Genomic DNA, 25,363 nt, shown 5'->3' on the forward strand with positions numbered 1-25,363 from the left:
CACGGCCCGTCCCGGTCCCGGTCAGGCGTCCGCCGGGACCGGCCCCGGGCTGAGCCGGGCCTCCGCGCGGTCCCAGGTCCGCCCGTTTCCCCGTGGTTCGTAGTGCCGCAACTGCTGTGTACGGGCGACCAGCCGACGCAGTCCGGAGAGGCCACCCACCAGGCCGTGGGCGCGGGCCTGCAGCAGGATGTTGCCGAGCGCCGTGGCCTCGGCGGGCCCCGCTGTCACCGGCAGCCCGCTCGCGTCCGCCGTCCACTGGCACAGCAGCTCGTTGCGCGAGCCGCCGCCGACCAGATGGATCCGCGTCGGCTCGCGGCCCGTCAGCTCCGCGGCCCGCCGCAACGTCCTGCGATGGGCCAGCGCCAGGCTTTCCAGCACACACCGCACGTAACCTCCGGGAGCTCCCGGAGGCGTCTGCCCGGTCCGCAGCAGATACGCATCGATCCGGGACGGCATGTCACCCGGCGCGAGGAACGTCTCGTCATCGGGGTCGATCACCGCGGCGAACGGCTCCGCCGCGGCCGCGTCGGTCAGCAGCCGGGCCAGACCAAGAGCAGGGGCCTCGCGGTCCCACGCCCGGCGGCACTCCTCCAGCAGCCACATGCCCATAATGTTGCGGAGGTACCGGACGGTGCCGTCGACCCCGCGCTCGTTGGTGAAGTTCGCCGCCCGGGACTCCTCGGACAGCACCGGGGCGTCCAGTTCCAGACCGGCCAGCGACCAAGTGCCGCACGAGACGTACGCGAAATCCGGCTCCCTCGCCGGCACCGCCACGACCGCCGATGCCGTGTCGTGCGAGGCGACGGTGGTCACCGGGGTCCCGGCCGGCAGCCCCGTGGCCTCGGCGACGTGCGCCAGCAGTGTCCCCGCCGGATCGCCCGGCTCACGCAGCGGCGGAAAGAGCGAACGCGCCAGCCCCAGCCGCCCGATCAGTTCGTCCGACCAGCCGCCGCCACGCGCATCGAACAGACCGGTGGTCGACGCGTTCGTGATCTCCGCACCCACCGAACCCGTCAGCCAGTGCACCAACAGATCGGGCATCAGCAACAGCGTCCGCGCCGCCTCCCACTGGGCCGTGGCACGGTGTGCCAGCAGCTGGAAAACCGTGTTGAACGGCAGATGCTGCAAGCCGCTGACGGCATACAGTTCCGCCGCGACGCAGCCGTCCGGCAGCCGCTCCGACATGCCTTTGCTGCGCTCGTCCCGGTAGTGGAACGGCATCCCGAGCAGCGCTCCGTCGGCATCCAGCAGACCGTAGTCCACCGCCCAGGTGTCGATGCCGATCGAGGCGACCGGACCACTGCGCCCGGCCGCCCGCAACCCGTCCAGCATCCCCTGGTACAGGGCCAGTACGTCCCAGTGCAGCCCGTCCGGCAGCCGCACCGGTGTGTTGGCGAACCGGTGCGCCTCGGTGAGCACCAGCGTGCCGGGACCGACCCTGCCCGTCATCACCCGGCCGCTGGTGGCACCGAGGTCCACGGCGGCGAAGACGGCGTCGCCGGCCGGGTGGTCGAATGAGTTCACAGCCATGGGGATCGTGTCCGGGTCATCGCAGGAAGGCCGCTGCGACACCGGCGTCGACAGGGATGTGCAGACCGGTGGTGTGCGTGAGGTCGCCGCCGGTCAGCGCGAACACGGCATTGGCGACATGCTCGGGCAGCACCTCGCGCTTGAGCAGCGTCCGCTGGGCGTAGAACTCGCCGAGCTTCTCCTCCTCGATGCCGTACGTCGCCGCCCGCTGGGCGCCCCAGCCGGCGGCGAAGATCCCCGAACCGCGCACCACACCGTCCGGGTTGATGCCGTTCACCCGGATCCCGTGCTCGCCGAGCTCCGCCGCCAGCAGCCTCACCTGATGGGCCTGATCGGCCTTGGTCGCCGAGTACGCGATGTTGTTCGGACCCGCGAACACGGCGTTCTTGGAAGTGATGTAGACGATGTCGCCGCCGAGGCCCTGAGCCCGCATCACCCGGGCGGCCTCCCGTGACACCAGGAACGAACCGCGCGCCATGATGTCGTGCTGCAGATCCCAGTCGCGCGCCGTCGTCTCCAGCAGCGGTTTGGAGATGGAGATCCCCGCGTTGTTGACGACGAGGTCCACACCGCCGAAGGCGAGCACGGCGGCCCTGAACGCCTCGGCGATCTGCTCCTCACTGGTGACGTCGACCGTCACCGCGACCGCCCGGTCGGCCCCGCCGAGGTCCTCGGCGACCGCGGCGGCGTTCTCCGCGTTCAGATCCGCGACGACCACACACGCGCCCTCGGAGGCCAGCCGGTGCGCGATGGCCTTCCCGATCCCCGAGCCCGCACCGGTCACCAGCGCCACCCGGGTGGCCAGCGGCTTCGGCTTCGGCATCCGGCGCAGCTTGGCCTCCTCCAGGTCCCAGTACTCGATCCGGAACTTCTCGGACTCCTCGATCGGCGCGTACGAGGAAACGGCCTCCGCGCCCCGCATGACGTTGATGGCGTTGAGGTAGAACTCCGCAGCGACACGGGCGGTCTGCTTGTCCTTCCCGAAGGAGAACAGGCCCACCCCGGGCACCAGCACAATCGCCGGGTCGGCACCGCGCATGGCGGGCGAGCCGGGGACGGCGTGCCGCTCGTAGTACGAGCGATACGCCTCGCGGTACTCCTCGTGCAGCTCCTTCAGCCGCGCCCCGGCCTCGGCCACCGGCGCGTCCGCGGGAAGGTCCAGGACCAGCGGGCTGACCTTCGTACGGAGGAAGTGGTCGGGGCACGAGGTGCCCAGTGCGGCGAGGCGCGGATGCTCGGCGCGGGACAGGAAGTCCAGCACCGGTTCGGCGTCGGTGAAGTGACCCACCTGGGGGCGGTCCGTGGACGCCAGACCGCGGATCAACGGGGCGAGTGCCGCAGCCCGTTCACGGCGCTGCCGCGCGCTCGGGGCCACCCGGTCCGGCAGTACGGGACCGAAGGGCTCGGCACTGCCGTGTTCCTGCAGGAATGCCTCGGCGGTACGGATCATCCACAGGGCGTTCCGTTCGCACTCCTCGGACGTCTCGCCCCAGGCGGTGATTCCGTGACCGCCCAGAATCACCCCGACCGCCCGCGGGTTGGCCTCCTTGACGGCCGCGATGTCGAGACCGAGCTGGAACCCCGGCCGGCGCCAGCCCACCCAGGCCACCTTGTCTCCGAAGCACTCGGCGGTCAGCTTCTCGCCGTCGGCCGCGCACGCCAGGGCGATCCCCGAATCCGGATGCAGGTGGTCGACGTGCGCCGCCTCGACCAGGGCGTGCATGGCGGTGTCGATGGACGGTGCGGCACCGCCCCTGCCGTGCAGGCAGAAGTCGAAGGCCGCCACCATCTCGTCCTCGCGCTCGACGCCCGGGTACACCTCCTTGAGGGCACGGACCCGGTCCAGGCGGAGTACGGCGAGACCCGGCTCCGTCAGGGTGCCGAGGTCACCCCCGGAACCCTTGACCCAGAGCAGCTCGGCCCCGCCACCGGTGACCGGATCGGCGCCGACGGCCTTCACCGACGTGTTGCCACCGGCGTAGTTGGTGTTGCGGGGATCGGAGCCGATCCGGTGCGCGCGCTCCAGGAGCGCTGCGACCTCGGGGTGTGTCGCGGACGTCATGAGGGTTCCTTCGGGGGTGAGGAGTACGGTGACGGCAAGAGGCTTGCGCAGACGGCTCAGGCGCCCCAGCCGGCCTGTGTGCCGCCCACCCGGGCGGCGGCGATGCGTTCCTGGTTGCCGGAGGCGAGGTAGGCGGCGAACGGGTCACGGGCCAGCCCCTGCTCCTCACGCACCTCGGCGAGCAGCGGCCGCACATCGGTGTTGTAGGCATCCATCAGGACGGCGTTCGAGGCGAGTACATCGCCCGATTTCTGTGCGGCGCCGAGCGCGTCCCCGTCCACCAGCAGCGCCTTGGCGGTCGCCTCCTGCACATTGGCGACCGACCGGATCACCGCCGGGATCTTCGCCTCGATGTTGTGGCACTGGTCGAGCATGAAGTTGACGTTGGTCCCGGACTTGAGACCTCCGTTCCTGACCACCTCGTGCATGATCCGGAAGAGCTGGAAGGGGTCGGCGGCGCCGGCCATCAGATCGTCGTCCGCGTAGAAGCGGGAGTTGAAGTCGAACGCGCCGAGCCTGCCCTCCCGCAGCAGGATCGCCACGATGAACTCGATGTTCGTGCCCGGTGCGTGGTGACCGGTGTCCACGACCACCTGGGCCTTCGGGCCGAGCTTCAGGCAGTGCGCGTAGGCAGTGCCCCAGTCCGGCACATCCGTGGTGTAGAACGCCGGCTCGAAGAGCTTGTACTCCAGCAGCATCCGCTGGTCGTCGCCCAGCCGCTCGTACACCTCCGTCAGCGCTTCGGACAGCCTGTCCTGGCGGGCGACGATGTCGTCCTGCCCAGGGTAGTTGGTGCCGTCGGAGAACCACAGCTTGAGATCGGGGGAACCGGTCTCGTCCATGACGTCGATGCACTCCAGCAGGTGATCGGTCGCCTTGCGCCGTACCCCCGCCTCGGGGTGGGTGACCGATCCCAGCTTGAAGTCGTCGTCCTGGAAGACATTGGAGTTGATCGCACCGATCCGCAGCCCGAGGCTCTCGGCGTGCCGGGTCAGGGCGGCATAATCCGTCACGTTGTCCCAGGGAATGTGCAACGACACCTTCGGCGCGACCCCGGTGAAGGCGTGCACCTGCGCCGCGTCCGCCATCTTCTCGAACGGATCGCGCGGCACCCCCGGCTGCGCGAACACCTTGAAACGGGTCCCGGAATTGCCATAACCCCACGAAGGAGTCTCGATCACCTGAGACTTCAGGGCTGCCTTGACGGCCGACACATCAGACATGAACACCTCGTAAGCAGAGTCATCCGGCGACCGTAGCCGTCAGGGACGATGTGAATCGTTTCATCTGGAACGTACGCTAGGTTTGACGCCAACGACTAGTCAAGCAGCTCGTCAGTCTTCCTTCGGGGTTTGAATCAATTCACCACGGATCGGGGCGACCTGGCCGAAGACGGGCCGGGCCTGCCCGAGGGACTTCTCGGGCAGGCCCGGCCGGGTCAGGCAGCCTTCGCCGCGTGGCCTTTTCTGGAAAGCGGTGCGGTCGTCGCTGCGGGCGTCCTCGACCAGGTAACCGTCGTAGAGCCCGGTACGCGCCTTGCGCCGCCAGGGCCTGGCCAGGGCACTCGCGGGGTCCTGCGGACCCAGGTCGGCGACGGCGACTGAAGGGGTTCCGTCACGTGGGCACCGGGCGGCCCACTCACCGTCCGGGCCGATGATTCCCGCCGGGGTGTCTCCCTTGAGCTGGGCGGGTACGGCGAAACCGCCCCAGTACCGGTTGATCGCCGCGTGTGCCCGCATCTCCGTGGCGAAGACCGTTCCGCCTTCCCTGGTACCTCCTGTGGTCGAGAACAACACGCAGTCGACGTCGAGGCGTTCGTACGCGCCGAAGAGCTCCGGGAAGTGGGCCTCCATGCCGAGCGCGCAGCCGAACCGGACGCCGTCCACCTCGAAGGTGAGCGGTGCCGAACCCGGTGCGTACATGTAGGAGATCTTCGTGTGCGACAGCATCCGTTCGTCATGGCGGGTCGCCACCTCGCCGCGGTCGGAGATCACGTACAGGCTGTTGTGCGGCCGGTTGGGTGCGGTGAGCCGGTGGGCGGAACCGAGCACGGTCCACAGCCGGAGCTCCCTCGCCAGCCGTGCGGTCAGGGCCAGTTCCTCCTGGAGCACGTCCCACCGGAACCGGCTCCAGTCCGAGGTCCTGCCCCGTCCGGGCCGTTGGCGGAGAGCAGCCGCTTGTCCGGGAAGCAGATCGCGCCCTCGGGGAACTGGGCGACCCTCGCACCGGCCGCCCGGGCCCGGTGCATCAGGCTTCGTACCTCGGCCCCGCCGTCCCTCAGTTGGGGGCTGCTGCGGGGGTTGACTCGGACCGTGGTCTGAGCCACGGCCAATCGCAGGTGGTTGTCTTCCGGCATGACGTCTCCTCGGGGAGCCGAACGGAAATGCCGGAGGGCAGTCGCATAGGACTGGCCGGTCTTGGCGGCACAGGCCCGCACCCGGCGCTTGAGATTCCTGTGGGCTGTCATCTGGCCTTCCACGCCACGAGTGCGAGCCCCCCCAGCGACCACACCCGAGACGATCGGACCACGACAGCGACCTGAGACAAGAAGTCCCTTTGCCTCCGTGGAAGACCGAGCTGGGGACGGCCGGAGGAGGTGAGGCGTAGGCCACGCACTGAGCATGATTCCCGTCGTGCGCGGATCCCGTCAAGACCGGGAGCCGGCCGGGCCACGGAGCGGCTCCGGACCCCAGGCGCCCGGAGCCGCTCCGCCGGCCGTCCGCCCGGCACGGCTCAGTGCCCGCTGCCCGACATGCTCGGCTGGAGCGACCGGACGAGGTCGAAGAACCGGGACTCGTTGCCCGAGAGCCCGGCCCGCCTCAGCGCGCCGTCGGCCTCCTCGATCGGTGCGGCGAGCAAGGGCATGTACAGAGGGGCGTCATCCGGGTCGCAGAGGGCAGCCCGGGTGGCCTCCAGTAAACGGACATACGCCTGCGCCGCGGCGAGTTCGTCATCGCGCATCTCAGCATCTCCAGGTCAGAGGTGTCGGACCCACAAGCATCCCCCATGGGTCTGACAACGCGAGCGTGGTCCCTATCGGCCGTCCGGCCGATGCGCACCGACCGGTGGTTCGACCTCCAGGAACCTTCGGCGACGCGGCCCGCGGTACAGCAGCGCGATCCAGCCCGACTCCCGCAGCACCGCGGCGCACCGGGTCAGCTCGCCGTCCTCCTCGTGCGCCGCCCCGCTGCCGGGAGGCCCGAGCCACTCGACCCGCACGGTGCCCGACGCCGTACCGGCCTCCACCCGGTACCCGGTCGCCGTACGCCGCCCCGACGCGTCAACGGCCGACGCTGACAGCCCCGATGCCTCCAGCGCGAGGGCGACGGCCCGTACCGGCCTGTGCAGTTCCCACGGGGCCGGTACGGCCTCCGGGACCGCGTGCCCGGTGTTGGTCAGCCGCCGTATCTGAACCATCCCGGCGAACGCGGTCCGCACCGCGGCGGCACGCCTCTCCGCCGGGCCCGGGGGTGACGGACCCTCCCCGGTGGCCGGTTCGAAACCGGTCTCCTCCTCGGCGCTCATTCGCCTCCCCCTTTCGCCCGTACGCACTGACTGCCAGTGTGCGCCGCCCCACTGACAACGAGGCCCGGACACGGAACGCGAGGTCAGGCGCCGCCCCTGAGCACCTTGCCCGGGTTGAGGATGCCGTGCGGATCGAGCGCCGCCTTCACCGCGTGGTGCATGCCGAGCACGGCGGGTCCCAGTTCCTTGTTCATCCCGCGCATCTTCAGCAGCCCGACCCCGTGCTCACCCGTGACCGTGCCGCCGAGCGCTATGGCGTCGTCCAGGATGTCCTCGAAGGCCGACTGGGCGCGGGCACGTGCCGCTTCGTCACCCGGCGGCGTGATGATCAGGGGGTGCAGATTGCCGTCGCCGGCGTGGGCGATGTTGGCGACCAGGATGTCGTGCCGGGCCGCTGTCCGTTCGATCCGGGCCAGCATCTCGGGAACCGCGGTCCGCGGTACGCAGACGTCCTCGGTCAGGACCGGGCCGAGCCGTTCCAGCGCCGGATAGGCCAGCCGCCGGGCCTGGAACAGGGCATCGGCCTCCTGCTGGTCGGTGGAGACCGCGGCCCAGGTCGCGCCGGCCCGTTCGAAGCAGTCCCGGATCAGTTCGGCCTCGGCGTCCCCCTCGGCCCCGGGGGTGTCGACCCGGCCGAGCAGCACCACGTCCGCGTCCGCGGACAGTCCCATCTTCTTCCAGGCGTCCACGGCGGCGAGGCAGTGGCGGTCGACCAGTTCGAGCGCGGACGGGATGACGCCGGACGCGGTCACGGCGCTCACCGCCTCACCGGCGGCGACCACCGACGAGAAGTAGCCGGCCACCGTCCGCTCCTGGAGCCGTGCCGGACGCAGCCGCACGGTGATCTCGGTGATCACCCCGAGCGTGCCCTCGGAGCCCACCATCAGCCCGGCCAGGTCGTATCCCGCCACGCCCTTGGCGGTACGGCGGCCCAGTGAGACGACCTCGCCGAGCCCGTTGACCACCTCCAGGCCGAGCACGTAGTCGCGCGTCACGCCGTACTTGACGCAGCACATGCCCCCGGCGTTGGTCGCGACGTTCCCGCCGATGGTGGACCACGGTGAACTGGCCGGATCAGGCGGGTACCAGAGCCCGTGCTCCGCACCGGCAGCCCGCAGATCGTCGTTGACCACACCGGGCTGGACCACTGCCAGCCGCTCGGCCACGTCGATGCCGACGATCCGGTTCATGTCCTCGAACGACAGGACGATCGCCCCGTCGACGGCGTTCGCGCCGCCGGACAGACCGGTGCCCGCGCCGCGCGGCACCAGCGCGATGCGGTGAGCGAGGCAGTGGCGCACCACATCCCGCACCTCCTCGGTGCTCTGCGGGCGGACCACGGCCAGCGGCATCCCGTACGGAGCCCACTCGGCCTCGTCGTGCTGGTACCGGGCCAGGCCCGCCGGATCGGTCAGTACCCGCCGGGCCGGAATGCTGTCGACCGGTGCGTTCGCCACGATGGTGGCCACCTCCCATAAAGATGTATTGCCCACCATTGTCGCGCGGAGCTGCCGGTCCATCGGGGAGGCCCCCTTCGCCGGCTCCGGAGCCGGCGGTCGCCGTGCCCGGCCCAGCAGGACGTCTCCAGAAAGGACACCACGTGGACCGGGCCCGCGGTGAAGCTCGGTAGGCTCGGCCGTTCATGGACCCCGCACACCGGAGGACGCAGGCACCGTGCCCGATAACGACCGAGCTCCCGGCACCGACCACGCGGACAGCACCGGCCGGGCCGGCCTGCGCGCCGACTGCGGGAACTGCTTCGGGCTGTGCTGTGTCGCGCTGACCCTGACCCGGTCCGCGGACTTCGCCATCAACAAGGACGCCGGTAAGCCCTGCCGCAACCTTCAAGACGACTTCCGCTGCGGCATTCACACCCGGCTGCGTACCGAGGGTTTTCCGGGCTGCACCGTGTACGACTGCTTCGGCGCCGGCCAGAAGGTCTCCGGGGAGACCTTCGGCGGACAGGACTGGCGCGGGGCCCCGGAGAGCGCCCAGCAGATGTTCCAGGTCTTTCCGGTCATGCGACAGTTGCACGAGCTGCTCTGGTATCTGACGGAGGCGGCCGAACTGGCACCGGCCCGCCCCCTCCACGGCGAGATCGGCCGCGCCCTCGACGCGACCGAGCGCCTCACCCACCTCGACGCCGACGCCTTCGCGGACCTGGACATCGCGGCACACCGGGACGAGGTGGCCGCCCTGCTCTCGCGCACCAGCGAACTCGTACGCGCCACCGCTCCCCGCAAGAAGAAGCGCAACCACCGCGGCGCCGATCTCATCGGCGCCCGCCTCAAGGGGGCGGATCTGCGCGGCGGCGACCTGCGCGGCGCCTACCTCATCGCGGCGGACCTCACCGGCGCCGATCTCAGGCTCGCCGACCTCATCGGCGCGGACTTCCGGGACGCGGAGCTGTCCGGTGCCGATCTGACCGGAGCGCTCTTTCTGACGCAGTCACAGCTGAACGCCGCCCGGGGGAACGCCGCCACCCGGCTCCCTCCGTCGCTCGGCCGCCCCACGCACTGGGAGCGCTGAGGGCGGCCGAGGGTCATGCCCGGGGCGCGTCCCCGTTCAGCGGGGCCTCCAGTGCCTCCTTCAGCCGCCGGAGCGTGGTGCGGATGTTGCCGCGCTGGAACTCGGCGAACGTGTGCCCCCGGGTGGCCGCCCGGTCGAACGCGTTGGCCACGAAGTCCGGCCAGCGGCGGCGGTCGTCGGTCCAGGTCTCGGTGACCCGCGTGCCGCCGTCCACGGCCTCGAACCGGTACTCCCACGTGGCGATCGCGCCGGGGAGCCGAGGCCGCCGGGCACCGATCGCGTGGACCCGGAAGGCGAACCGCTCGCCCGGCTCGGCCGCGGTCACCGTGCACCGTGTCGTCCAGCTCATCCGCCCGCGCTTGTTGCGGCCCTCGAAGACCATGCCGACGTACGCGTCCCGGCGCTCCCCGAGCACCTTCGCGCCCCGGTTCTCCGGGCTCCAGCGGCCCATCGCGGTCGGGTCGCTGAGCTGCTCGTACACGGCCGAAGGAGCGGCGAGAACGACGATGCCGTCCGACACGGACATGGTGCGGCGCATGAAGCACTCCCGATCCGCGGCCGACTCCGGCAACCACCGGGCGTCGGGCCGACCGCACGGCCGACGGGCTCCCGGGCCCCACACCCTACTCACCGGTCACATAGGCCCCGGCAGCGGGCGCCCGCGGACCGGACCCAGTGGCCCCCCATCCGGCGCCCGGTACCGGGACGCGCCCGGTTCCGGGAAGGCTTCCGCTATCGAGTTCCGAGAACGCTTCCGGTATCGAGAACGCTTCCGGTCCGTGGTTCGTTGCACAGGGTGGCGTATCCGGAACATCACCGGCAACCGGACCGAGGAGCCCCGCACATGCCCAGCCGCACAGACCCCAGCCGCACCGAGCCAGGCAGCACCGACGCAGGCCGCACCCGCCTGATCGAACGGCTCATGGAGCAGTTCCCGCACGTGCCGCGGGAGGCCGTGATCAAGGAGGACCTGCTGCGCGGCGGCCTGGCCTTCGACGAGTCCGCGCTCAGCGACAACGAGGGCGGTGACGTCAAGCCGAAGTCGTACTTCATCTTCTCCTTCGACCACGGCACCCTGCCCGAGCTGGGGGCCGCCGCCCTGCGGCGGCCGCCCGAGGAGATCGTCCTCACCGGCGGACCGTACGAGCTGCGGCGCACCGTGGTCTCCGTGCGGGTGAATCCGGCATCTCCCTACCGGGTCGCGGCCGATGACGACGGAGTGCTCGGGCTCTACCTCGACGGCAGGCGGATCTCCGACGTAGGGCTTCCCTCGATGCCGGACTACTACCGGCACACGCTGGAGAACGGGAAGTCCGTGATGGAGGTCGCGCCCACCATCCAGTGGGGCTACCTCGTCTATCTGACGGTCTTCCGCGTCTGCCAGTACTTCGGTGCGAAGGAGGAGTGCCAGTACTGCGACATCAACCACAACTGGCGCCAGCACAAGGCCGCGGGCCGCCCGTACACCGGAGTGAAGCCGGTCGAGGAGGTCCTTGAGGCACTGGCCATCATCGACCGGTACGACACGGCGAAGACGTCCACGGCCTACACGCTCACCGGCGGCGCCATCACCTCGCACATCGGCGGCCGGGACGAGGCCGACTTCTACGGCCAGTACGCCAAGGCCATCGAGGAGCGCTTCCCCGGCCGGTGGATCGGCAAGGTCGTCGCCCAGGCCCTTCCCAAGGCCGACGTGCAGCGGTTCCACGACTACGGCGTGCAGATCTACCACCCCAACTACGAGGTGTGGGACCCCCGGCTGTTCGAGCTGTACTGCCCCGGCAAGGAGCGCTACGTCGGCCGCGACGAATGGCACCGCCGCATCCTGGACTCCGCCGAGGTCTTCGGCGCCCGCAACGTCATTCCCAACTTCGTCGCAGGCGTGGAGATGGCCGAGCCGTTCGGCTTCACCACGGTGAAGGAGGCCATCGACTCCACCACAGAGGGCCTGCGGTTCTTCATGTCGCACGGCATCACGCCCCGCTTCACCACCTGGTGTCCGGAGCCTACGACCCCGCTGGGGAAGACGAACCCGGACGGCGCCCCGCTGGAGTACCACATCCGGCTGCTGGACGCCTACCGTTCGACGATGGAGGAGTACGGGCTCAGCTCGCCCCCCGGCTACGGTCCGCCCGGTCCCGGACGCGCGGTGTTCTCCGTCAGCTCCTTCATGGACAGCCTGCCGGCCCGTCCCGACGACGAAAGGCCCTGACCGGTCAGCCGGCCGACACATCCGCTGCGGCGGCGAGCTCCCGTACGACCCGGACGAATCCCCGCACCAGCGCGGTGTCCATGCCGTCCACCCAGGCGAGCACCACCCGCAGCGGTGCCACGTCGGTCAGCGGGACCCAGGAGAGGTCCGGCCGCGCGTAGTACCGGGCCATGCTCAGGGGAGCGAAGCAGATGGAAGAACCCTCCGCCACCTGCTCCACCATCTCCTCGACGTTGTCATTGGTCGGGCCCCACGTCGGACTCGAACCGTCCGGCCGGGGGTTGACCGCCCACCAGTCCACCCACTCCCGCGGCGCGCGCCGTGTCCACATCAGCGGCTCGTCGCCCACTTCGAGCACCGAGATGCCCGAACGGTCCGCCAGCGCGTGTCCGCAGGGCAGCCCCACGACACGCGGCTCGGTGTGCACCAGCTCGCTGCGCAGCCCGCTCAGGTCGTTGGGCAGCCAGACGAAGGCGACGTCGGCCAGGCCGTCGCGCAGCGCGTCGGCCTCCTGCCCCCAGTCGTAGCGCTTTGGCGCCACCCGCACCCCCGGGTGGCGCCGGGCGAACTCCGCGCGGGCGCGCGTGGTGAGTAGCGATCCGGACAAGGCGGCTGCGGCCATCCTGAGCGCCCTTGCCGCACGGCACACCCCGCTCCGGCTGCCGCTCGGGAACGACGCCGCGGATGCGGTCCTCGCCGGCCTCGACGCCTCCCGCACCGAACTCCTGGCCTGGGAGAAGCTCAGCCGCAGCACCGCGTTCGAGGACTGACGCGCCGGGGTCGCGGCCGGCGCGGGACGGGGGCGTGTACAAGGGGTGCACCCTGTCCCGCAGGACGAGCCCGGACCCCGGGCCCGCGACCCGGCACCGGACTCCAGGTCCCCGGCCCGGCACCGGACCTCAGGTCAGGGCTTCCCCACCCGGCGTCAGGCCCGCCATTCGGCGGTCCGCTCGGGGGACGCCGAGGCCAGGGCCTTCTCGATGGCCGCCGCAGCACCCTGGTTGCCGTACACCGGAGTCCCCGGCTGCTGGCGCCACGACGTGTCGAGCCCGCCGGCGTCCACGGTGTCGAAGCCCAGCTCGTCGATCAGCTCCCGGACCGTCTCCTTGGCGGCCGTGTCGTCACCGGCCACCGGCAGTGCCTGCCGGTCCGCAGTGCCAGCGGGCCGGCCGTGGGTGATGATGTCTTGCGCGTACGTCCCGTTGAAGGCCTTGATGACGGGGTGCCCGAGCTGCGTCTCCGTCCAGCGGCTCTCCGGCAGGCCTTCCTCGATGGCGGCAATGCGGCCGTCGCGCTGCGGGTAGTAGTTGCCGGTGTCGATGACCGCGACGCCCTCGGCGGCGGCGTCGAGGAGGCCGGCGGGCAGTGCCGAAACGGCCTTGAGCGGAATGGTGACGACCACGACCTGGGCGCCCCGGGCGGCCTCCGCCGCGGTGACGGCGGTGGCTCCGGTCTCCTTCGCCAGTGCGGCGAGCGTTTCAGGACCGCGTGAGTTGGCGACGGACACGTCATGGCCCAGTGCGGTGAGGCGCCTGGTGAGATTGCCGCCGATGTTCCCTGCCCCGATGATGCCGATCTTCATGGATCCGACCTTCCGACGGTGCCTGCGCTGCGTGACATGGGTTCTGCCGGTTCACCAACCCGGTCCTGCCCGGGGCTATTCCGGGTGACGGAGAAACGATTCCTCTGCCACTCCGACGGATGGGACGCACAAGTCGCGGGCACTTAACCGATGAGAAAGCGGAATCACGCGGACCACTTGAAGGCGGTGCCCATGCTCCATGGTGTCGATGTCAGTTCGCATCAGTCGTCCTTCGACATGGACGGTCTGGACTTTGTCTTCATCAAGGCCACTGAGGGTCGTTCCTATGTCAACCCGCATCTGGCCGAGCAGACGAAGCGCGCACGGGACGCGGAATGCGTGGTCGGCTTCTACCACTTCCTGTGGCCCGGGAACATCACGGCGCAGGCGGAGTACTTCCTGAGCAAGGCGCCTGAGAAGGCGGGGGAGCTGCTGGCCGTCGACTGGGAGGAGAACGGTGAGGGCACCAGGGCGAGCAACGCCGAGAAGGACCGGTTCATCCGCGAGGTCAAACGGCTGCGGCCGCACCACCGGGTCCTGCTGTACTGCAACCGCTACTTCTGGCTGAACCACGACACCACGTCGTACGCCGGGGACGGTTTGTGGATTGCCGACTACGTCACTGCGGGCAAGCCCCGCATCAAGGCGTCCTGGCGTATCCATCAGTACACCGACCACCCGCTGGACAAGGATGTCGCGAACTTCTCCTCGCGGGCCGCGATGCACACCTGGGCGCGGGGGTAGCGACCGGGCCGGAGGCGAGAAGAAGCGAGAACCGGCCATCCGAAATACTCTGTTCCGAGGCTTGTGTGCCTGGCTGGTGCGTTCTCGCGCAGTGGGCCGGGTACACCGCACCGAAGCGGAGGAGTACTCATGAGAGCCGCCGTCGTCCGCAGCTTCACCGAGCCGCTCGTCGTCGAGGACAGGCCGGTGCCCACCCCGGCCGGGCACCAGGTCCTGGTACGCATGGAGGCCTCGGGGCTGTGCCACACCGACATCCACGCGGCGCGGGGGGACTGGCCGGTCAAGCCGAGTCCGCCCTTCGTACCCGGCCACGAGGGCATCGGTATCGTCGAGGCGGCCGGCGGTCAGGTCACCCATCTGGCGGTGGGGGACCGGGTGGCCATCCCCTGGCTCGGCGAGGCGTGCGGACACTGCGACCACTGCGTCTCCGGCTGGGAGACGCTCTGCCTGGCGCAGGAGAACAGCGGCTACTCGGTCGACGGCAGCCATGCCGAGTACGCCCTCGCCCACGGCACTTACGTCGTGCCCGTGCCCGACGGCATCGACCCGCTGGACGCGGCGCCCCTGACCTGCGCGGGCGTCACCACGTACAAGGCGGTGAAGCTCTCCGGCGCGCGCCCGGGCACCCGCGCCCTCGTCTCCGGCATCGGCGGGCTGGGGCACCTCGCCCTGCAGTACGCGCGGATCTTCGGCGCCGAGACCATTGCCGTCGACGTCACCGACGAGAAGCTGGCCCTCGCCCGGGAGCTGGGCGCCGATCACGTCATCGACGCCCGCGTCCAGGATGTCGCCGAGGAGACCCACCGGCTCGGCGGCGCCGATGCGGCGATCTCGCTCGCGGTGAGCAACGAGTCGTTCGGCGCGGCCTACGGTGCGCTGCGCCGGGGCGGCACCCTCGTCCTCGTTGCCCTGCCCGCGGAGGGCAAACTGGAACTCCCGGTCTTCGACACGGTGCTGAACGGCACGAAGGTCGTCGGCTCGATCGTCGGAACCCGCGAGGATCTGGCCGAGGTCTTCCAGCTGCACCGGCTCGGCCGCACCCGTGTGGTCCGCGAGAGCCGGGACCTGGCGGACATCAACTCCGCGATCGACGAAGTCCTCAAGGGGAAGGTGTCGGGACGCCTCGTCTTCGACTTCGGCAGCACACCGGCCTGACCGCCGCACCCGGCCCAGGTCAGTAGGACTGCAACTCGATCAGGTGGCCCTCGGGGTCCCGCGCATGGGCGGTACGGAGCCCGGGGCCCCACTCGGGCCGGTCGCACGCCCCGGCGACCGGAACGGCGCCGTGAGCCAGGCAGTGCGCCAGTGCGGCGTCGACATCCGCGACCCGGCAGACGAACATCGACCGGTCCTGCGACGCCGGCGTCTCGGCGGGGAGGTGCCCGGTACCGGCGACCGCGGCCATGGCGCCGCGGTCGAACAGAACCAGTACGCCCTGCCCGTCGACGTCCCAGTGGGCGTACGGACCGGACTCGCTCCCACTCGCCCGTACGGCCCCGACCAGTGCGGGGAGCACGGCATCGTAGAAGCGGAAGCATTCGGTGAACCCGCTCACCAGCAGACGAGGGTGCAGTGCGTCCATGACCCGATCCATTAGTAGGTGTGTACCCATCATTGGTGAGGCCCTACTGTATACGTGATGAACATGAACGAGACCCCGCCCTCCCTCCTGGGACTCACGACCTATCTGATGTCCAGGACCGGCAAAGTGGCCCGCGGCCGGCTGGCGGATCGGCTGGCCGAGCGCGGACTGCGGCTCTGGCACATGTCCGTGCTGGCGGCCCTGGTCGATTTCGGCCCTCATGTGCAACGTGAGCTGGCGGCCCGGCTCGCGATCGACCGCAGCGACATCGTGAAGATCGTGGACGACCTGGCCGTCGCCGGACTCGTGGAGCGGGCACGCGACACCACCGACCGGCGCCGCGTCACGGTCACCGTCGGTCCGGCCGGCCGTACGCTGCTCGACCGCCTCCACGAGGAGGCGCTGGCCGTCCAGGACGACCTCCTCGCACCCCTGACCACCGTGGAACGCGGAAGGCTGGCCGCTCTGTTGAGGCGCGTGTACGACCATGTCCAGGACGACGCCGGGGCGCAGCGGCCAGGTCGCTGACCGATTCCCCACCCGGTACGGCAGACTTCTGCGGTGACCACAGCCGCGGCTCAGCCGCCTCGTGACCGTGCGCTCGGGCGCGGCATCTCCACTCTCATCCCGCAGGCCGCGACCGCGACGCCGGCCGAGCAGGCAGCGGCGGTCCTGACGGCGATGCAGAGCGTCCAGGTCCGCGTCGGCGTGCTCCAGGCGGCGGTGGTGCTGCTGGAGGAACGGGTGCGCGCGACCAGCGACGACGCGGAACGGGCGGCGGCCGCGACCACCGTGGCGATGCTCCGTACGGCGATCAGCCAGGCCCGCTGACCGGCCGGTCCGGCGCCGCGGCCGCTGCGTGGCGGCCCGGCCGCTGCCGGCTCATTCCGGCCACGGCGATTCAAGGATCGTACGGACGAAGTCGCCGCGCTCGAACCCCGGCACGTAGTGCTCCAGCACGTCCGCCTTGACGTTGCCGAACGTCGTCTCCGGCTTCTGGCGGATGCCGTCGGTGAACGCGCCGAGAATGCGCTGTTTGAAATCCGGACGCGGGTGCAGGGCGACGATCCGGGACCGGTCCTCCTCGGAGATGTCCCGGTAGCCGATGCCGAGTACGTCGTACTCGACGCCGGCCGTCACGAGCGCCACCTCGGGCTCCATGAACTGCGGGATACCCGGCGTGGTGTGCAGCGCGATGGCCGTCCAGACCCTGCGGACGCTGTCCTCGGGGACGTTGTGCCTCTGGAGGAACCGCCTGGCCTCGTCCGCGCTGTCCACCTCGAAGCGGCGCCCACTCGTGCGGAAACGCTCGCCGAGCCCGAGGTCGTGGAACATCGCGCCGATGTAGAGCAGTTCGGGGTCGTACCCCAGGTCGCGGTTGCGGCCCTGGAGCGCGCCGAACCAGTAGACGCGCCGCGAGTGGTGGAAGACGAGCTCGCTCGTGGCGTCCCGCACCAGTTGGGTCGCCTCGCGCGTCAGCGCCGTATCGGGCACCCGTACTCCGGCGACGGACGTGGGATCGGTGGCCACCGCGTTCACCTGCGCTCGTTGGGGTGTGTGCCGGGCGGCACGAAGCGTGCGTCCGGCGGACGGCGTGACGGAACCGCCTGCACCTCCACCATCGGTGCTCGTCCCGCGGGCCACAAGCCGGGGTCGTGCCGGGTGGCGCCCCACCGGCGCAGGAGCATGCGCCGACCCGGTGGTTCCCGACGGTCGGGCGACCCGGGGGAGGGCGGCCGAAAGTCGCCCCCAGGACGGGTGCGCGGTGACTGCACCTGCGCGAACCATTGACACCTGTCCCGGCCCCTCACTACCGTCACGCCAGAATTTCGAACGAACGACGAAATATCGAACACTCAATGGCAATCGCCGTGCCGGTCAAGGGGGATGGCCGAAGGCGGCCGGCTGGGTGCCCTCCAGTTGCCCAATGAGCCGAACCGCGTCCGAAATACCGAACATCTGATGAGGGGCCTCGCGGCCCGCCCAGCCGCTTCCCTCGCACCCGGAGGACCGACATGCGCACCCCACCCACCGCGACCGTCCCGCGCGCCGCCCGGACCGTCACGGTTCTCACCGCCCTCGCCCTCTCCGTCACCCTCGCCGCCTGCGGACAGAGCGGGGACGGCGGCAGCAAGGAGAAGAAGTCGGGCGGCAAGGGCTCCACCATCGGAATCGCCATGCCGACCAAATCGTCCGAACGCTGGATAGCCGACGGCAAGAACATGGCCGCCGAGTTCAAGAAGCTCGGCTACAAGACGAATCTGCAGTACGGCGAGGACGACGTCGACCAGCAGGTCTCCCAGATCGAGAACATGATCACCAAGGGCGTGGACGTCCTCGTCGTCGCCGCCATCGACGGCCGCGCACTCAGCGACGTACTGCACCAGGCGGGGGAGCAAGGCATCAAGGTCATCTCGTACGACCGGCTCATCCTCGGCACTCCGGACGTCGACTACTACGCCTCGTTCGACAACGAGAAGGTCGGCGAGCTCCAGGCCGGCTACATCCTCGACAAGCTCGGGCTGAAGTCCGGCACCGAGAAGGGCCCGTTCAACATCGAGCTGTTCGCCGGGTCCCCGGACGACAACAACACGCGCTACTTCTTCCAGAGCGCCTGGAAGGCCCTCAAGCCCTACATCGACAAGAAGCAGCTGGTCGTCCGCAGCAAGCAGACGAAGCTCGACCAGATCACCACCCTGCGCTGGGACGGCGGGACCGCCCAGAAGCGCATGGACGACCTGCTGACCAGCGCCTATTCCTCCGCCCAGGTCGATGCCGTGCTCTCCCCGTACGACGGCATCTCCATCGGCGTCATCTCGTCCCTGAAGTCGGACGGGTACGGCACCGCCTCCAAGCCGTATCCCGTCGTCACCGGCCAGGACGCCGAGGTCGCATCCGTGAAGTCGATCATCGCGGGACAGCAGACACAGACCGTCTACAAGGACACCCGCGCCCTGGCCAAGCAGGCGGTCCAGATGGCCGACGCCGTTCTCAACGACAAGAAGCCCGAGGTCAACGACACCAAGACGTACAACAACGAGAAGAAGGTCGTGCCGGCCTTCCTGCTCGACCCGGTCAGCGTCGACAAGAGCAACTACCGCACCCAGCTGGTCGACTCCGGCTACATCAAGGCGAGCGACCTCCGATGACGGCCTTGACGGCGGGCCCGGCGGCCGGGCCCGCACCGGTCCTGGAAATGCGGTCCATCGTGAAGACGTTCCCCGGCGTCAAGGCACTCTCCGACGTCTCCCTGACCGTCGCCGAGGGCGAGGTGCACGCCATCTGCGGAGAGAACGGTGCCGGGAAGTCGACCCTCATGAAGGTCCTCAGCGGAGTGCATCCGCACGGCAGCTACGAGGGTGAGATCCGGCTCCGGGGCGAGGACTGTGTGTTCAAGGACATTCGCGCGAGCGAGGCGCGCGGCATCGTGATCATCCACCAGGAACTCGCCCTGGTGCCGTACCTCTCCATCGCGGAGAACATCTTTCTCGGCAACGAACACGCCCCACGCGGCTTCATCAGCTGGAACGAGACCCTGCGCCACGCGGCGGCCCTCCTGGACCGGGTCGGTCTGCGCGAGAACCCGCAGACCAGGGTCGCGGACATCGGTGTCGGCAAGCAGCAGCTCGTCGAAATAGCCAAGGCCCTGGCCAAGAAGGTCGAGCTGCTGATCCTGGACGAGCCGACCGCGGCCCTGAACGACGAGGACAGCGCCCAGCTCATCACTCTCATCAAGGAGCTCAAGAGCCAGGGCATCTCGTCGATCATCATCTCGCACAAGCTCGGGGAGATCGCCGCGGTCGCCGACTCCGTCACCGTCCTGCGTGACGGCCGGACCGTCGAAACCCTCGACGTGCACGCCGAATCGGCCACCGAGGCCCGCATCATCCGGGGCATGGTCGGCCGCGAACTGGACAGCCGCTTTCCCGAACGAACGCCGTACGAGGGGGAACCGGGAGCCCATCCCGCTCTGGAGATCCGGGACTGGACCGTCCATCACCCGATCGACCAGCACCGCAAGGTCGTCGACCACGTCTCCGTACGGGCCCGGCGCGGTGAGATAGTCGGCCTCGCCGGACTGATGGGCGCCGGCCGCACCGAACTCGCCATGAGCGTCTTCGGCCGCAGCTACGGGACCGACATCAGCGGCACGGTCCTCAAGGACGGCCGGGAGATCCGGACCCGCACCGTCTCCGAAGCGATCCGTCACAAGATCGCTTACGTCACCGAGGACCGCAAGCAGTACGGCCTCAACCTCATCGACACCATCGGCCGCAACATCAGCCTCGCCGCCCTGGGCAAGGTGTCGCGGCGCGGAATCGTGGACGAGCACGAGGAGACCCGGGTCGCCGAGTCGTACCGCACCTCCATGAACATCAAGGCCCCCACCGTCTTCGAGCAGGCCGGCCGGCTCTCCGGCGGCAATCAGCAGAAGGTCGTCCTCAGCAAATGGATCTTCGCCGGTCCGGACGTCCTCATCCTCGACGAACCCACCCGCGGGATCGATGTCGGCGCGAAGTACGAGATCTACACCGTCATCGACCGGCTCGCCGCCCAGGGCAAGGCCGTCGTACTCATCTCCTCCGAACTCCCCGAACTCCTCGGCATGTGCGACCGCATCTACACCATGTCGGCCGGCCGGCTCACCGGCGAAGTCCCGCGCGCGCAGGCCACCCAGGAGGTCCTCATGCGCCATATGACCAGCGACAAGAGGTAGCAGGAAATGGCCCAGACCCCCACCGTCACCCCGCAGCGCACCGGCAAGGCGGCCCCCGCCCCACCCGTGACGGCCGGCACACTCCTCCTGGACGCGCTCCGCCGCAACATGCGCCAGTACGGGATGCTCATCGCCCTCGGGCTGATCGTCGTGCTCTTCGGGATATGGACCGACGGCGTCCTGCTCAAGCCGAACAACGTCACCAACCTCGTCCTCCAGAACAGCTACATCCTGGTCCTCGCCATCGGCATGATGATCGTCATCATCGCCGGGCACATCGACCTCTCGGTCGGCTCGCTGGCCGCCTTCGTCTCCGCCGCCTGCGCCGTCATGATGGTCGAACACGATGTGCCCTGGGTGCTCGCCCTCGTTCTCGGCCTCGTCCTCGGGGCGGTCGCTGGTGCCTGGCAGGGCTTCTGGATCGCGTACGTCGGTATCCCCTCGTTCATCGTGACGCTGGCCGGAATGCTGCTGTTCCGCGGCGGAACGCAGATCCTCCTGGGCAGCCGCTCGCTCGGTCCGATCCCCGACGGCTTCCAGAAGATCTCCACCGGATACCTCCCGGAGATCGGACCGCACACCAACTACCACAACCTCACCCTGCTCCTGGGGCTCGCGCTGCTGGCCTTCGCCCTGCTCCAGGAGGTCCGCGACCGACGCCGCCAGAAGCGCTACGAACTCGACGTCCTGCCCCGAAACCTCTTCCTCGCCAAGTGCGCGGCCGTGGCCGCGGCCGTGCTCGCGTTCACCATGACTCTGGCCAGCTACCGCGGTGTCCCGGTCGTGCTCCTCCTGCTCGCCGTGCTGCTGATCGGGTTCGGTTACGTGATGCGCAACGCGGTGATCGGCCGTCATGTGTACGCACTGGGCGGCAACCGTGCCGCGGCGAAGCTGTCCGGCGTCAAGGACCAGCGCGTGACGTTCTTCGTGTTCGTGAACATGGGAGTACTCGCCGCACTCGCCGGCGCCGTCTACGCGGCCCGCCTCGGTGCAGGCGTGCCCCAGGCCGGCACCAACTTCGAACTGGAGGCCATCGCCGCCGCGTTCATCGGCGGCGCCTCCATGAGCGGCGGCGTCGGTACGGTCTTCGGCGCCGTCATCGGCGGCCTGGTGCTCGGCGTACTGAACAACGGCATGTCGCTCGTGGGTATCGGTACCGACTACCAGCAGGTCATCAAGGGCTTCGTGCTGCTCGCCGCCGTCGGCTTCGATGTCTACAACAAGCGCAAGGTCGGCTCGTGACCGCTCGTTCCCGGACGACGGCCCGGCGTCCTCCGGTCGCGTCGGCGCACTCCTCGCGGTGACGAGTATTTCGTTCGCGCCGCGACCGCGGGCTCTGCCATCCTGATCACTGAGCCCGGCGGGTCGGGGAGCGTAGGACGGCAGAGCAGCGTTGATGAATGTCTTCGATACGGCATGCGGGCAGGTACGGGGAAACGGCCCGGACCGGGGTGTCGTCGCCGTCCTCGGCATCCCGTACGCCGAGCCGCCGTTCGGAGCGGACCGGTTCCGGGCGCCGCGCCCCCGCGGTCCCTGGGCCGGCATCCGCGACTGCGCGGACTTTGGGCCCGTTCCGCCGCAGTCGGCGCAGCTGCCGGGCGCACCGAGCTGGTCGCCCGGCGACGAGGACGTCCTCAGCCTCAACGTCTGGACCCCGGCCGTCGGCGGCGCCGCCCCCGGTGGCCCGCTGCCGGTGCTCGTCTGGATCCACGGCGGCGCCTACACCTTCGGGTCCGGTGCGCAGCCGGACTTCGACGGTGCAGCGCTCGCCCGCGCCGGCCTGGTCGTGGTCACCCTCAACTACCGCCTCGGGTTCGAGGGCTTCGGTCACGTCCCGGCCGACGGAGAGGACCCCTGCCCGCCCAACCGCGGACTGCTCGACCAGATCGCCGCCCTGACATGGGTGCGCCGGAACATCGCCGCCTTCGGCGGGGCTCCGGAAAACGTCACCGTGGCCGGGCAGTCCTCCGGAGCGGCATCGGTGGCCTGCCTGATGGCCATGGACAGCGCACGGGGGCTGTTCAGGCGCGCGATAGCGCACAGCGCGGTCGGCCCCTGCTACTCACCGGAACTCGCCGGACACCTCATGGAGAAGGTGGCCGCCGAGGCAGCGGTCCCCGCGACGAGCGCCGGACTGGCAGCCGCCTCGCCGCAGACGCTGGTGAAGGCGTCCGACGCCGTCGTGGACGCATACCGGCAGAACCCGCACTCCGGACGCCACCACTGGGACCCTGTCCTCTACGGCCCGGTCGCCGACGGCGTGCACCTGCGCGCCGACCCGCTCGCCGTCCTCGCCGGCGGGGCGGCCTCCGGCATCGACCTGCTCGTCTGCCACACCACCCAGGAGTACTGGCTGCTGGATGCCGTCGGCAGCAGCGCGAAGGTCACCACAGAGGAACATCTGAACCGCTTCGCCGCGGACTTCGGGCTCCCGGACTCATTGACGCAGGGGTACCGCGGTCTCATGCCCGAAGCCCCCGTGGGCGACGTCCATCTCGCCCTGTACGGGGACCTGATGTTCGGCGAGTACAGCAGCCGGCTCGCCGACGTCCACGCACGGGCCGGCGGGCGCACCTTCCTGTCACGCTTCGCGCGGCAGCGGGGCGGATCTGAGCCGGTGGCGTACGCCTGGCACTGCGCGGACGTCCCGTTCGCCTTCGGGAACCTCGGCGAGGAGAGCATCCGGTTCCTGATCGGTGGGGCGCCGACGGCCGCGGACCATCACCTCTCGGACCGGATGACCGCCGCCTGGGCCGGATTCGCCGCCACCGGCGAACCGGGGTGGGAGCCGCTCGGCGCCTCCGGCGGTCCGGTCCGGACCTGGGAGGCTGCGGACACGACCAGGGCGCCGGCCCCCGGCCACTGGTCGGACAGCGGGACCGTCCGCACACTGTGGCGGAGCTTCGGCTACCGGCCCCTGCGGCCCTGACCCGATGCGCCCGGTCCAGCCTCCACACCCCCTATCGATCACTTCGAGCATCCCCGGGTAGTGCTCGTCGGCGAGCGTCTCGGCGAACCGGCGGTCCTCCTTCGTGCTCAGCACCCCGCAGTCGCCGAGCACGAGCGCGACCGAGCAGATCAGCGCACCGGTCAGCCCGGCTCCGATTCTGCGCGTTCCCGGGTTCATCTGACGTGACCGTAGGGCGAGTTCGGGCCCACGGATGAGTACGCCTGATCAACAGGCAGCCCCGTCCGGCCACTCATGCATTGGCATGGACCTGCAAACGACTCTGGGCTACAGTCCGGAACGGCACACTCTGAGAGCGCTCTCAGACGAGACGCCTCCTGGACGCCTGCTGTTCCTCCCCCACATCGCCGGAACAACAGAAGGGCCAATGCCTTGAGACGCATCACAGCTCTGCGAACAGCTCTGTCCGCCGTGCTCCTCGTCGGAGCCTGGGCGGGCGCGGGCTTCCCCTCCGCCTCCGCCGCAGACACCCCCGCCACCGCTTCCCGCGCCGTCTCCGACGCACCCCCGGCGTCCGCCGGACTGCTGACCGCCATGCAGACGGACTTCGGACTGACGGAAAGTCAGGCCAGGGCGAGGCTGTCCGCGGAGAAGACGGCGACCGCGATACAGGGAAAGGCGAAGCACGCCGCCGGAGCCACGTACGGAGGCTCCTGGTTCGACCCGTCGACGGGCGGCCTCACGGTGGCCGTCACCAGCGGCAAACAGAAGGCAGCCGTACGGGCGACCGGTGCAGCCGTACGCCTGGTCGCCCACACCGCGCGCCGGCTCGACGCCGTCAAGGCGCGGATCGACACGTTCGACGCGCCCGCCGGGGTCAGCAGCTGGCACGTCGACCCCCAGGCCAACAAGGTCGTTGTCAACGTGGTCGCTTCTGCGCAGGATGACAACGATGTCCGCGCGTTCGTCGAGCGGGCCCGCGCGGCCGGACCGGTCGTCGTCGAACAGACCGCCCAGGCACCGCAGACCTTCGCCGCCGGGACCGTGGGCGGCGACCCGTACTACACGGGCAACGTACGGTGCTCCATCGGCTTCTCCGTGTACGGCGGCTTCGTCACCGCCGGACACTGCGGACAGGCGGGTGCGGGCGTCAGCGGATGGGACGGCTCCGCCATCGGCAACTTCCAGGGGTCGTCCTTCCCCGGCGACGACTACGCCTGGGTGAGCGTGGGCAACGGCTGGTGGACCGTTCCCGTGGTCCTCGGCTGGGGCACCGTCTCGGACCAGCTCGTACGCGGCTCCGCCGAGGCCCCCATCGGTGCCTCGATATGCCGCTCCGGATCCACCTCCCACTGGCACTGCGGCAACGTACTGGCCACCAACGAGACGGTGAACTACAGCCAGGGCGCGGTCTACCAGATGACCAAGACCAGCGTGTGCGCGGAGCCGGGCGACTCGGGCGGTTCCTTCATCAGCGGTGACCAGGCACAGGGAGTCACCTCCGGCGGCTGGGGCAACTGCAGCTCGGGCGGGGAGACCTGGCACCAGCCGATCAACGAGATCCTGAACCGGTACGGGCTGACGCTTCACACTGCCTGACCACCCCGACCGGTCCCGAGGGCCTGTCGCGCGGAGCACACCGCTTCCGCGCGACAGGCCCTTCGGGTGCCACCGGCCGCCCCGGCGGGCCATGCCGCCGCGCACGATCCCGCACGAACCGGTCCGCGCCCCACTCGCGCCCCCACCGGGCACCCCCTGCTCCCGGCCGGCCCGACGGCGGGGATCCGGCGCGGTCCCCGGGACGTACACTCCACTCATGGGTCACACGGACGCGGTGAGGGAGTGCCTGGGACAGGCGCCTCACCTGCTGTGCCCCGCCGCCCCCCAGGCGCGTTGCCGCGCCCTGCACGGTCACGGCTGACCAGGACCCACCGCAGCCGGCCGCGCCGCGCCGTCATTCCGCTTCCGGCCG

General features: G+C 70.1%; 22 protein-coding genes and 2 pseudogenes. 12 read left to right on the forward strand and 12 right to left on the reverse strand.

The features are described from left to right. Window positions 1-21: 21 nt before the first annotated feature. The 7 genes from OG322_RS39085 to OG322_RS39115 all read right to left on the reverse strand — a co-directional run bounded on the left by OG322_RS39085 (window position 22) and on the right by OG322_RS39115 (window position 8,574). Window positions 22-1,530, reverse strand: coding sequence for a rhamnulokinase (locus OG322_RS39085; protein ID WP_329307636.1), 1,509 nt, complete (start codon window positions 1,528-1,530; stop codon window positions 22-24). 16 nt (window positions 1,531-1,546) lie between these two features. Then, complete coding sequence (locus OG322_RS39090; RefSeq protein WP_124285990.1) at window positions 1,547-3,592, reverse strand: bifunctional aldolase/short-chain dehydrogenase; 2,046 nt, start codon at window positions 3,590-3,592, stop codon at window positions 1,547-1,549. A 56-nt stretch (window positions 3,593-3,648) separates the two neighbouring features. Continuing rightward, window positions 3,649-4,815 (reverse strand): L-rhamnose isomerase, encoded by a 1,167-nt coding sequence (gene rhaI / locus OG322_RS39095; protein ID WP_329307637.1) that lies wholly within the window; start codon window positions 4,813-4,815, stop codon window positions 3,649-3,651. 111 nt (window positions 4,816-4,926) lie between these two features. Further along, window positions 4,927-5,703: a carbon-nitrogen hydrolase family protein gene (locus OG322_RS39100; RefSeq protein ID WP_260147100.1), complete on the reverse strand. Its 777-nt coding sequence runs from the start codon at window positions 5,701-5,703 to the stop codon at window positions 4,927-4,929. A 622-nt stretch (window positions 5,704-6,325) separates the two neighbouring features. Next, the gene (locus tag OG322_RS39105) at window positions 6,326-6,553 is read right to left on the reverse strand and encodes a hypothetical protein (RefSeq protein WP_073733868.1); all 228 of its coding nucleotides are present in this window, start codon (window positions 6,551-6,553) and stop codon (window positions 6,326-6,328) included. A gap of 72 nt (window positions 6,554-6,625) precedes the next feature. Then, entirely contained in the window at window positions 6,626-7,117 is a 492-nt protein-coding gene (locus OG322_RS39110; protein ID WP_123465692.1) for a hypothetical protein, read from the reverse strand. Between the two features lie 83 nt (window positions 7,118-7,200). Then, window positions 7,201-8,574: an FAD-binding oxidoreductase gene (locus tag OG322_RS39115; protein WP_123466503.1), complete on the reverse strand. Its 1,374-nt coding sequence runs from the start codon at window positions 8,572-8,574 to the stop codon at window positions 7,201-7,203. 217 nt (window positions 8,575-8,791) lie between these two features. On the opposite strand from OG322_RS39115, the gene OG322_RS39120 reads away from it, so the two are divergent. After that, window positions 8,792-9,646, forward strand: coding sequence for a pentapeptide repeat-containing protein (locus OG322_RS39120; RefSeq protein ID WP_329307638.1), 855 nt, complete (start codon window positions 8,792-8,794; stop codon window positions 9,644-9,646). Between the two features lie 13 nt (window positions 9,647-9,659). On the opposite strand, the gene OG322_RS39125 is transcribed toward OG322_RS39120, so the two are convergent. Further along, window positions 9,660-10,184 (reverse strand): SRPBCC family protein, encoded by a 525-nt coding sequence (locus OG322_RS39125; protein ID WP_124285993.1) that lies wholly within the window; start codon window positions 10,182-10,184, stop codon window positions 9,660-9,662. A 306-nt stretch (window positions 10,185-10,490) separates the two neighbouring features. Here OG322_RS39125 and OG322_RS39130 point away from each other — a divergent pair, with 306 nt between their 5' ends. Next, the gene (locus tag OG322_RS39130; RefSeq protein ID WP_329307639.1) at window positions 10,491-11,858 is read left to right on the forward strand and encodes a radical SAM protein; all 1,368 of its coding nucleotides are present in this window, start codon (window positions 10,491-10,493) and stop codon (window positions 11,856-11,858) included. Between the two features lie 4 nt (window positions 11,859-11,862). Here the strand turns inward: OG322_RS39130 and OG322_RS39135 are convergent, their stop codons facing one another. Then, window positions 11,863-12,480: a LysR family substrate-binding domain-containing protein gene (locus tag OG322_RS39135; protein ID WP_329307640.1), complete on the reverse strand. Its 618-nt coding sequence runs from the start codon at window positions 12,478-12,480 to the stop codon at window positions 11,863-11,865. Here OG322_RS39135 and OG322_RS39140 point away from each other — a divergent pair. After that, window positions 12,455-12,628: pseudogene (locus tag OG322_RS39140) on the forward strand (short-chain dehydrogenase/reductase); the annotation flags it as partial. The gene OG322_RS39135 and the pseudogene OG322_RS39140 overlap by 26 nt on opposite strands. Before the next feature lie 155 nt (window positions 12,629-12,783). On the opposite strand, the pseudogene OG322_RS39145 reads toward OG322_RS39140, so the two are convergent. Next, window positions 12,784-13,461, reverse strand: a pseudogene (locus OG322_RS39145) (NADPH-dependent F420 reductase); the annotation flags it as partial. 171 nt (window positions 13,462-13,632) lie between these two features. On the opposite strand from OG322_RS39145, the gene OG322_RS39150 reads away from it, so the two are divergent. Together OG322_RS39150 and adhP are read left to right on the forward strand one after the other, a co-directional pair. Next, window positions 13,633-14,184, forward strand: coding sequence for a glycoside hydrolase family 25 protein (locus OG322_RS39150; protein ID WP_123466505.1), 552 nt, complete (start codon window positions 13,633-13,635; stop codon window positions 14,182-14,184). 129 nt (window positions 14,185-14,313) lie between these two features. Beyond that, on the forward strand, window positions 14,314-15,339 hold the full coding sequence (adhP, locus tag OG322_RS39155) for an alcohol dehydrogenase AdhP (RefSeq protein ID WP_329307641.1): 1,026 nt from the start codon (window positions 14,314-14,316) through the stop codon (window positions 15,337-15,339). A gap of 19 nt (window positions 15,340-15,358) precedes the next feature. Here adhP and OG322_RS39160 read toward each other — a convergent pair whose 3' ends face one another. After that, window positions 15,359-15,766 (reverse strand): VOC family protein, encoded by a 408-nt coding sequence (locus OG322_RS39160; RefSeq protein ID WP_329307642.1) that lies wholly within the window; start codon window positions 15,764-15,766, stop codon window positions 15,359-15,361. Between the two features lie 63 nt (window positions 15,767-15,829). Between OG322_RS39160 and OG322_RS39165 the strand changes: the two genes are divergently transcribed. Then, the gene (locus OG322_RS39165) at window positions 15,830-16,294 is read left to right on the forward strand and encodes a MarR family winged helix-turn-helix transcriptional regulator (protein ID WP_123466510.1); all 465 of its coding nucleotides are present in this window, start codon (window positions 15,830-15,832) and stop codon (window positions 16,292-16,294) included. 33 nt (window positions 16,295-16,327) lie between these two features. Next, on the forward strand, window positions 16,328-16,597 hold the full coding sequence (locus tag OG322_RS39170) for a hypothetical protein (protein WP_123465703.1): 270 nt from the start codon (window positions 16,328-16,330) through the stop codon (window positions 16,595-16,597). A 51-nt stretch (window positions 16,598-16,648) separates the two neighbouring features. Here OG322_RS39170 and OG322_RS39175 read toward each other — a convergent pair whose 3' ends face one another. Next, window positions 16,649-17,296 carry an HD domain-containing protein gene (locus OG322_RS39175; RefSeq protein WP_123466512.1) on the reverse strand — a complete coding sequence of 216 codons (648 nt, stop codon included), beginning with the start codon at window positions 17,294-17,296 and terminating at the stop codon, window positions 16,649-16,651. A 485-nt stretch (window positions 17,297-17,781) separates the two neighbouring features. On the opposite strand from OG322_RS39175, the gene chvE reads away from it, so the two are divergent. The 5 genes from chvE to OG322_RS39200 all read left to right on the forward strand — a co-directional run bounded on the left by chvE (window position 17,782) and on the right by OG322_RS39200 (window position 24,990). Then, window positions 17,782-18,915, forward strand: a complete 1,134-nt coding sequence (gene chvE / locus OG322_RS39180) for a multiple monosaccharide ABC transporter substrate-binding protein (protein WP_123465705.1) — start codon at window positions 17,782-17,784, stop codon at window positions 18,913-18,915. After that, on the forward strand, window positions 18,912-20,483 hold the full coding sequence (mmsA, locus tag OG322_RS39185) for a multiple monosaccharide ABC transporter ATP-binding protein (RefSeq protein WP_329307643.1): 1,572 nt from the start codon (window positions 18,912-18,914) through the stop codon (window positions 20,481-20,483). Before chvE ends, mmsA begins: the two co-directional genes overlap by 4 nt. A 6-nt stretch (window positions 20,484-20,489) precedes the next feature. Next, on the forward strand, window positions 20,490-21,725 hold the full coding sequence (mmsB, locus tag OG322_RS39190; protein WP_185095529.1) for a multiple monosaccharide ABC transporter permease: 1,236 nt from the start codon (window positions 20,490-20,492) through the stop codon (window positions 21,723-21,725). A gap of 154 nt (window positions 21,726-21,879) precedes the next feature. Then, the gene (locus tag OG322_RS39195; protein WP_329307644.1) at window positions 21,880-23,412 is read left to right on the forward strand and encodes a carboxylesterase/lipase family protein; all 1,533 of its coding nucleotides are present in this window, start codon (window positions 21,880-21,882) and stop codon (window positions 23,410-23,412) included. 411 nt (window positions 23,413-23,823) lie between these two features. Then, window positions 23,824-24,990 (forward strand): S1 family peptidase, encoded by a 1,167-nt coding sequence (locus OG322_RS39200; protein WP_329307645.1) that lies wholly within the window; start codon window positions 23,824-23,826, stop codon window positions 24,988-24,990. Window positions 24,991-25,363 lie beyond the last annotated feature (373 nt).

It is taken from the genome of Streptomyces sp. NBC_01260 (genome assembly GCF_036226405.1).
Lineage (GTDB): Bacteria > Actinomycetota > Actinomycetes > Streptomycetales > Streptomycetaceae > Streptomyces > Streptomyces laculatispora.

Bases quoted from the DNA above. Each gene is read 5' to 3' on its own strand.
- OG322_RS39085 (WP_329307636.1), bottom strand. From the start codon at position 1,530: ATGGCTGTGAACTCATTCGACCACCCGGCCGGCGACGCCGTCTTCGCC.
- OG322_RS39090 (WP_124285990.1), bottom strand. From the start codon at position 3,592: ATGACGTCCGCGACACACCCCGAGGTCGCAGCGCTCCTGGAGCGCGCG.
- rhaI (WP_329307637.1), bottom strand. From the start codon at position 4,815: ATGTCTGATGTGTCGGCCGTCAAGGCAGCCCTGAAGTCTCAGGTGATC.
- OG322_RS39105 (WP_073733868.1), bottom strand. From the start codon at position 6,553: ATGCGCGATGACGAACTCGCCGCGGCGCAGGCGTATGTCCGTTTACTG.
- OG322_RS39110 (WP_123465692.1), bottom strand. From the start codon at position 7,117: ATGAGCGCCGAGGAGGAGACCGGTTTCGAACCGGCCACCGGGGAGGGT.
- OG322_RS39125 (WP_124285993.1), bottom strand. From the start codon at position 10,184: ATGCGCCGCACCATGTCCGTGTCGGACGGCATCGTCGTTCTCGCCGCT.
- OG322_RS39130 (WP_329307639.1), top strand. From the start codon at position 10,491: ATGCCCAGCCGCACAGACCCCAGCCGCACCGAGCCAGGCAGCACCGAC.
- OG322_RS39135 (WP_329307640.1), bottom strand. From the start codon at position 12,480: ATGGCCGCAGCCGCCTTGTCCGGATCGCTACTCACCACGCGCGCCCGC.
- OG322_RS39150 (WP_123466505.1), top strand. From the start codon at position 13,633: ATGCTCCATGGTGTCGATGTCAGTTCGCATCAGTCGTCCTTCGACATG.
- adhP (WP_329307641.1), top strand. From the start codon at position 14,314: ATGAGAGCCGCCGTCGTCCGCAGCTTCACCGAGCCGCTCGTCGTCGAG.
- OG322_RS39160 (WP_329307642.1), bottom strand. From the start codon at position 15,766: ATGGACGCACTGCACCCTCGTCTGCTGGTGAGCGGGTTCACCGAATGC.
- OG322_RS39165 (WP_123466510.1), top strand. From the start codon at position 15,830: ATGAACGAGACCCCGCCCTCCCTCCTGGGACTCACGACCTATCTGATG.
- chvE (WP_123465705.1), top strand. From the start codon at position 17,782: ATGCGCACCCCACCCACCGCGACCGTCCCGCGCGCCGCCCGGACCGTC.
- mmsA (WP_329307643.1), top strand. From the start codon at position 18,912: ATGACGGCCTTGACGGCGGGCCCGGCGGCCGGGCCCGCACCGGTCCTG.
- mmsB (WP_185095529.1), top strand. From the start codon at position 20,490: ATGGCCCAGACCCCCACCGTCACCCCGCAGCGCACCGGCAAGGCGGCC.
- OG322_RS39195 (WP_329307644.1), top strand. From the start codon at position 21,880: ATGAATGTCTTCGATACGGCATGCGGGCAGGTACGGGGAAACGGCCCG.